We start from the raw sequence: 7,182 nt of genomic DNA on the forward strand, positions 1-7,182 counted from the left end.
CCGGTTCACGGGGGAGGACGCATGACTCAGGTGGTCACCGAGACCATGGTGCGCGTCGAGAACGTGCGTAAGTCGTACGGCGACTCGGCCGCCGCGGTCCACGCCCTGCGCGGGGTCTCCTTCGAGGTGCCGCGCGGCGAACTCGTCGCCCTCAAGGGGCGCTCGGGATCCGGGAAGACCACGCTCCTCAACATCGTCGGCGGGCTCGACGTACCGGACGAGGGGCGGGTCACGGTCGACGGGCTCGACCTCGCGGAGCTGGGCGATGACGGGCTGCTGGCGCTGCGCCGGGACCGCATCGGGTTCGTCTTCCAGTCCTTCGGGCTGATCCCGATCCTCACGGCCGCCGAGAACGTCGGCGTGCCGATGCGGCTGCGCCGGGCCGACCCGCGCGAGCGGGAGGAGCGTGTCGAACTGCTGCTGTCCCTGGTCGGCCTCGCCGACCACGCGCAGCAGCGGCCCGGGGAGCTCTCCGGCGGCCAGCAGCAGCGGGTCGCCATCGCCCGCGCCCTCGCCAACAGCCCCTCGCTCCTCGTCGCCGACGAGCCGACCGGCCAGCTGGACGCGGAGACCGGCCACGCCGTGATGGAGCTGCTGCGTGCCGTCGTACGCAGCGAGCAGGTCACCGCGCTGGTCGCCACGCACGACGCGAACCTGCTGGACCTGGCCGACCGGGTGCTGGAGCTGAGCGACGGGGAGATCGTCGGGACGTGACGGCCGCCGGCTGTCTTTGGCGCGTCAGGGTTGCGTCAAAGACGGTCCACGGACCGCTCCCGGCCCCATTTGTCGCGATTATTGGCCGTAAGGTCGACGCTGCGTGGGCAGCAGTGACCGGAAGACAATGAGGCCATGGGACGCGGCAAGCTTCGGATCTACCTCGGTGCGGCACCGGGCGTCGGCAAGACGTACGCGATGCTGTCCGAGGCGCACCGGCGTGTCGAGCGGGGCACGGACTGCGTGGTGGCCTTCGTGGAGCACCACGGCCGGTCGCGCACCGAGGTGATGCTGCACGGTCTGGAGCAGCTCCCGCGCCGGGAGCTGGAGTATCGCGGCGGGGTGTTCACGGAGATGGACGTCGATGCCGTTCTCCGGAGGACGCCCGCCGTCGCCCTGGTGGACGAACTGGCCCACACCAATGTCCCCGGCTCGCGCAACGCCAAGCGGTGGCAGGACGTGGAGGAGCTGCTGGCGGCCGGGATCGACGTCATCACGACCGTCAACATCCAGCATCTGGAGTCGCTGGGGGACGTGGTCGAGGCGATCACGGGGGTGCGGCAGCAGGAGACGGTGCCGGACGAGGTGGTGCGGCGGGCGGATCAGATCGAGCTGGTCGACATGTCGCCACAGGCGCTGCGGCGACGGATGGCGCATGGCAACATCTACCAGCCCGACAAGGTCGACGCGGCCCTCTCGAACTACTTCCGGCCCGGCAACCTGACCGCGCTGCGGGAACTGGCGCTGTTGTGGGTGGCCGACCGGGTGGACGCCTATCTGAAGCAGTACCGAAGCGATCACCGGGTGTCGAAGATCTGGGGTTCGCGGGAGCGGATCGTGGTCGGGCTGACGGGCGGGCCGGAGGGGCGGACGCTGATCCGGCGGGCGGCGCGGCTGGCGGAGAAGGGCGCCGGCGGTGAGGTGCTGGCGGTGTACATAGCCCGCAGCGACGGGCTGACCTCGGCCTCCCCGAAGGAACTGGCCGTCCAGCGCACGCTGGTCGAGGACCTGGGCGGCACCTTCCACCACGTCGTGGGCGACGACATACCGGCCGCGTTGCTGGACTTCGCGCGCGGGGTGAACGCCACCCAGGTCGTCCTCGGCTCCTCGCGCCGCAAGACCTGGCAGTACGTCCTCGGACCCGGCGTCGGTACGACCGTGGCCCGCGAGTCGGGACCCGACCTCGACGTGCACATCGTCACGCACGAGGAGGTCGCCAAGGGGCGCGGCCTGCCGGTGGCCCGGGGCGCGCGGCTCGGCCGGGCCCGGATCATCTGGGGCTGGGCGGTCGGCGTGCTCGGTCCGGTGATCATGGCCGTTCTGCTCAGTACCGTGCACCTCGGCCTCGCCAACGACATGCTGTTGTTCCTGACCGCCGTGGTGGCGGCCGCCCTGCTCGGCGGGCTGCTGCCCGCGCTGGGCTCGGCCGCGGTCGGTTCCCTGCTGCTGAACTACTTCTACACACCGCCCGTGCACCACTGGACCATCGCCGACCCGAAGAACATCGTCGCCATCGCGATCTTCGTCGGCGTCGGGGTGTCGGTGGCCTCCGTGGTCGACCTCGCCGCCCGGCGCACCCATCAGGCGGCCCGGCTGCGCGCCGAGTCGGAGATCCTGTCCTTCCTCGCGGGCAACGTACTGCGCGGCGAGACCGGCCTGGAGGACCTCCTGGAGCGGGTCCGCGAGACCTTCGGCATGGAGTCGGCGGCCCTGCTGGAACGCGAGAGCGACGTCGACCCGTGGACCTGCGCGGGCCGGGTCGGTCTCGGGCGGCCCGTGGAGCGGCCCGAGGACGCCGACGTGGACGTGCCGGTGTCGGACCACATGGCGCTCGCGCTGACCGGCCGGGTGCTGCCGGCCGAGGACCGCCGGGTGCTGGCCGCCTTCGCCGCGCAGGCCGCGGTGGTGCTGGACCGGCGGCGCCTGCAGGAGGAGGCCGAGCGGGCCCGCGCGCTGGCCGAGGGCAACCGGATCCGCACCGCGCTGTTGGCCGCCGTGAGCCATGACCTCCGTACACCCCTGGCCGGGATCAAGGCGGCCGTCTCGTCGCTGCGGTCCGACGACGTGGCCTGGTCCGAGGAGGACCAGGCGGAGCTGCTGGAGGGCATCGAGGACGGCGCCGACCGGCTCGACCACCTGGTGGGCAACCTGCTCGACATGTCCCGGCTGCAGACCGGCACGGTCACACCGCTGATCCGGGAGATCGACCTCGACGAGGTGGTGCCGATGGCGCTCGGCGGGGTGCCCGAGGGCAGCGCCGAGCTGGACATCCCGGAGACGCTGCCCATGGTGGCCGTGGATCCGGGATTGCTGGAGCGGTCGGTGGCCAACCTGGTGGAGAACGCCGTGAAGTACAGCCCGGCCGGTGAGGCGGTCCTGGTGTCCGCCAGCGCCATCGCGGACCGCGTGGAGGTGCGGGTGGTCGACCGGGGGCCGGGCGTCCCCGACGAGGCCAAGGAACGCATCTTCGAGCCCTTCCAGCGTTACGGCGACGCCCCGCGCGGCGCCGGCGTCGGACTCGGCCTCGCGGTCGCGCGCGGCTTCGCCGAGGCAATCGGTGGCACCCTCGACGCGGAGGACACGCCTGGAGGCGGCCTCACCATGGTCCTCACGCTGCGGGCGGCGGCGGGACCGAGCCCCGAGCAGCTGCTTCACCCCGTACGACCCGAAAGGCAGGTCACATGACCCGGGTGCTGGTGATCGACGACGAGCCGCAGATCGTGCGTGCCCTCGTGATCAACCTCAGGGCGCGCAAGTACGAGGTCGACGCGGCGCACGACGGCGCCACCGCCCTCGAACTGGCCGCCGCCCGCCACCCGGACGTGGTGGTCCTCGACCTGGGCCTGCCCGACATGGACGGCGTCGAGGTGATCAAGGGCCTGCGCGGCTGGACCCGGGTGCCGATCCTGGTGCTGTCCGCCCGGCACACCTCCGACGAGAAGGTCGAGGCCTTGGACGCGGGCGCCGACGACTACGTCACCAAGCCCTTCGGCATGGACGAGCTGCTCGCCCGGCTGCGCGCCGCCGTCCGCCGCGCCGAGCCGACCGGCGCCGGTGAGGACGAGGTGCTGGTGGAGACCGACGAGTTCACCGTCGACCTGGCCGCGAAGAAGGTCCAGAAGCACGGCAAGGACGTACGGCTGACGCCCACGGAGTGGCATCTGCTGGAGGTGCTGGTGCGCAACACCGGCCGCCTGGTCAGCCAGAGGCAACTGCTCCAGGAGGTGTGGGGGCCGTCGTACGGCACGGAGACGAACTACCTGCGGGTCTACATGGCCCAGCTGAGGCGCAAGCTGGAGGCGGACCCGGCACATCCCAAGCACTTCATCACGGAGCCGGGGATGGGGTATCGATTTGAGCGGTGAGCCGGAGCCGGGCCGGGGGTCCGGGGGTTGTCCCCCGGGGGATGCAGTATCACGGAGCCGGGGATGGGGTATCGATTTGAGCGGTGAGCCGGAGCCGGGCCGGGGGTCCGGGGGTCGTCCCCCGGGGCATGCAGTACTACGGAGCCGGGGATGGGGTACCGGTTCGAGCGCCGGCACCGGGGGTACGTAGCTGTCGGCGGGCCCCGGTACGCTTCAGACATGAGTGCTGTTCCTCGTTCCGAGAAGCCGGCGGGCCGGTTCCGGCGCATGCTCGGCCGGCTCTCCTCGTCGCAGGAGGACCTGGAGTCCGAGGAGCTGCGGGAGGACACCGCGACCGCGGGCTGCACGCGCATCGGTGACTGCCAGGACCGCCAGGTCGTCACGGTTACTGGTACCTTGCGCACGGTCACCCTGCGTCCGCGTGCGGGCGTCCCGGCCCTGGAGGCCGAGCTGTTCGACGGCTCCGCCGCGCTGGACGTGGTGTGGCTCGGCAGGCGCTCCATCGTGGGGATAGAGCCCGGGCGCAAGCTGATCGCATCGGGCCGGATCTCGATGAGCCGGGGCCGCCGGGTGCTGTTCAATCCGAAATACGAACTCAGACCCCTCGGACGGGAGTAGCCGGTGACGTCGCTCGACAAGCCGACCCAAGACACCGAAGTCACTGCGCAGCGGGACGCCCGGGCGGTGACCGAGGCCGCGCTGTTCGAAGCCTTCGGCGGCGTGCGGGGCATGGTCGAGACCGTCCTGCCCGGCCTGCTGTTCGTCACCATCTACACGATCAACAAGGACCTGCACCTGTCGGCGATCGCCGCGCTCGGTGTGTCCCTGCTGCTGGTCGTGGTCCGGCTGGTGATGCGGGACACCGTCAAGCACGCCTTCAGCGGTGTCTTCGGCGTCGCCTTCGGTGTCGTCTTCGCGATGATGACCGGCAACGCCAAGGACTTCTACCTGCCCGGCATGCTCTACACGCTGGGCCTGGGCCTCGCCTACATCATCACGACCCTCTGCGGTGTCCCGCTGATCGGCCTGATCCTCGGCCCGGTCTTCAAGGAGAACCTCTCCTGGCGCACCCGCAACCCGGGCCGCAAGAAGGCGTACGCCAAGGCCAGCTGGGCCTGGGGCCTGATCCTGCTCGCCAAGTGCGCGATCCTCTTCCCGCTGTACTGGTGGGCCGACACGGCCCAGCTGGGCTGGGTCCTGGTCGCCCTCAAGATCCCGCCGTTTCTGCTGGCCGTCTATCTGACCTGGGTGTTCCTGGCGAAGGCGCCCGCGCCGATCGACGTGTTCGCCGAGATGGAGGCGGAGGAGAAGGCGGCCGAGGCCAAGAAGGCGGCCGCGGAGGCTGGTTCGGGTGCTGCTTCGGGGCACCGTCGGGAGGCGTAGTTCCCGGCAGGAGCGAGACAAGAACGAGAAGGGGCGCCCTGAGTCCTCAGGGCGCCCCTTCTTGTCGTACGGCTGCGTCGTACGGCTTCGTCGTACCGCTCTCGTCATACCGCCGCAGGGCTCAGCTCGCCACGTCGTCCTTGCGCACCGACAGCAGGTCCTCCAGCTGCTCCTCGCGGGCCGGGGCGGCCACGAAGAGGAGCTCGTCGCCCGCCTCCAGGGAGTCCTCCTGGGACGGGGTGAGAACGCGGGTGCCGCGGATGATCGTGACCAGGGACGTGTCCTCCGGCCATTCCACGTCGCTGACCCGGGTGCCGGCCAGGGCCGACTCCTCGGGCAGGGTCAGTTCGACGAGGTTGGCGTCGCCGTGGCTGAACCGGAGCAGCCGGACCAGGTCGCCGACGCTCACCGCCTCCTCGACCAGGGCCGACATCAGGCGCGGAGTGGAGACCGCCACGTCCACGCCCCAGGACTCGTTGAACAGCCACTCGTTCTTCGGGTTGTTCACCCGGGCGACGACGCGCGGAACGCCGTACTCCGTCTTCGCCAGCAGGGAGACGACCAGGTTGACCTTGTCGTCGCCGGTCGCGGCGATCACCACGTTGCAGCGCTGCAACGCGGCCTCGTCCAGGGACGTGATCTCGCAGGCGTCGGCCAGCAGCCACTCCGCCTGTGGGACGCGCTCGACCGAGATGGCGGTCGGCGCCTTGTCGATGAGCAGGACCTCGTGGCCGTTCTCCAGCAGTTCGCCCGCGATCGAGCGGCCCACCGCACCGGCACCGGCAATGGCGACCCTCATCAGTGACCGCCCTCCTCTTCGGGACCCTTGGCGAACGCCGCCTCGACCTTGTCGACCTCGTCGGTGCGCATCATCACGTGCACCAGGTCACCCTCCTGCAACACCGTCTGCGAGGAGGGCAGGATCGCCTCGCCGAGCCGGGTCAGGAACGCCACGCGCACGCCGGTCTCCTCCTGGAGGCGGCTGATCCGCTGGCCCACCCAGGACGCGGCGGTGTGCACCTCGGCGAGCTGGACGCCGCCGGTGGGGTCGCGCCACAGCGGCTCGGCGCCCGAGGGAAGCAGGCGGCGCAGCATCTGGTCGGCCGTCCAGCGGACGGTGGCCACGGTCGGGATGCCCAGGCGCTGGTATACCTCGGCCCGCCGGGGGTCGTAGATCCGGGCCGCGACGTTCTCGATGCCGAACATCTCGCGGGCCACGCGCGCGGCGATGATGTTCGAGTTGTCCCCGCTGGAGACCGCGGCGAAGGCGCCGGCCTCCTCGATGCCCGCCTCGCGCAGGGTGTCCTGGTCGAAGCCGACGCCGGTGACCCGACGGCCGCCGAACCCGGAGCCCAGGCGTCGGAATGCGGTGGGGTCCTGGTCGACCACGGCGACCGTGTGCCCCTGCTGCTCCAGGGTCTGGGCGAGAGCGGAACCCACTCGCCCGCAGCCCATGATGACGATGTGCACGTGTGGCCCTACCCCGCAGTCCTGGTCATCCCGATGACCTGCGAAAACACCCTGATCACTCTTCTCTCTCAGTCTGCCGGGCAACAACGGGCAACAGCGTCCGTCGTTGCCCGAAGACGAGCTTATGCCGCAACTCCGTCCATGCCCTCATCCACGGAGGGCGCGGATTTCGTTCAGCGTGCGTTGAAGTATTTGGCTTCGGGGTGGTGGATGACGATGGCGTCGGTGGACTGTTCGGGGTGGAGCTGGA

The 7,182-nt window shown here is 70.7% G+C and carries 7 protein-coding genes; 5 read left to right on the forward strand and 2 right to left on the reverse strand.

The genetic code is table 11. The features are described from left to right. Positions 1-21: 21 nt before the first annotated feature. The 5 genes from AC5P09_RS19260 to AC5P09_RS19280 all read left to right on the forward strand — a co-directional run bounded on the left by AC5P09_RS19260 (position 22) and on the right by AC5P09_RS19280 (position 5,462). The gene (locus AC5P09_RS19260; RefSeq protein WP_493875053.1) at positions 22-714 is read left to right on the forward strand and encodes an ABC transporter ATP-binding protein; all 693 of its coding nucleotides are present in this window, start codon (positions 22-24) and stop codon (positions 712-714) included. A gap of 135 nt (positions 715-849) precedes the next feature. Continuing rightward, on the forward strand, positions 850-3,399 hold the full coding sequence (locus AC5P09_RS19265) for a DUF4118 domain-containing protein (RefSeq protein WP_493875054.1): 2,550 nt from the start codon (positions 850-852) through the stop codon (positions 3,397-3,399). Further along, complete coding sequence (locus tag AC5P09_RS19270) at positions 3,396-4,079, forward strand: response regulator (RefSeq protein WP_493875055.1); 684 nt, start codon at positions 3,396-3,398, stop codon at positions 4,077-4,079. Before AC5P09_RS19265 ends, AC5P09_RS19270 begins: the two co-directional genes overlap by 4 nt. A 219-nt stretch (positions 4,080-4,298) precedes the next feature. After that, complete coding sequence (locus tag AC5P09_RS19275; protein ID WP_266432801.1) at positions 4,299-4,697, forward strand: OB-fold nucleic acid binding domain-containing protein; 399 nt, start codon at positions 4,299-4,301, stop codon at positions 4,695-4,697. Positions 4,698-4,700: 3 nt separating this feature from the next. Then, complete coding sequence (locus AC5P09_RS19280) at positions 4,701-5,462, forward strand: DUF3159 domain-containing protein (RefSeq protein WP_493875056.1); 762 nt, start codon at positions 4,701-4,703, stop codon at positions 5,460-5,462. A gap of 121 nt (positions 5,463-5,583) precedes the next feature. Here AC5P09_RS19280 and AC5P09_RS19285 read toward each other — a convergent pair whose 3' ends face one another. After that, positions 5,584-6,261, reverse strand: coding sequence for a potassium channel family protein (locus AC5P09_RS19285; RefSeq protein WP_493875057.1), 678 nt, complete (start codon positions 6,259-6,261; stop codon positions 5,584-5,586). Then, positions 6,261-6,932: a potassium channel family protein gene (locus AC5P09_RS19290; protein ID WP_266432794.1), complete on the reverse strand. Its 672-nt coding sequence runs from the start codon at positions 6,930-6,932 to the stop codon at positions 6,261-6,263. The genes AC5P09_RS19285 and AC5P09_RS19290 overlap by 1 nt, the downstream gene beginning before the upstream one ends. Positions 6,933-7,182: the final 250 nt, after the last annotated feature.

Source organism: Streptomyces sp. a15 (assembly GCF_059026085.1).

Coding starts and splice junctions, on each gene's coding strand:
- AC5P09_RS19265 (WP_493875054.1), top strand. CDS start 850: ATGGGACGCGGCAAGCTTCGGATCTACCTCGGTGCGGCACCGGGCGTC.
- AC5P09_RS19285 (WP_493875057.1), bottom strand. CDS start 6,261: ATGAGGGTCGCCATTGCCGGTGCCGGTGCGGTGGGCCGCTCGATCGCG.
- AC5P09_RS19260 (WP_493875053.1), top strand. CDS start 22: ATGACTCAGGTGGTCACCGAGACCATGGTGCGCGTCGAGAACGTGCGT.
- AC5P09_RS19275 (WP_266432801.1), top strand. CDS start 4,299: ATGAGTGCTGTTCCTCGTTCCGAGAAGCCGGCGGGCCGGTTCCGGCGC.
- AC5P09_RS19270 (WP_493875055.1), top strand. CDS start 3,396: ATGACCCGGGTGCTGGTGATCGACGACGAGCCGCAGATCGTGCGTGCC.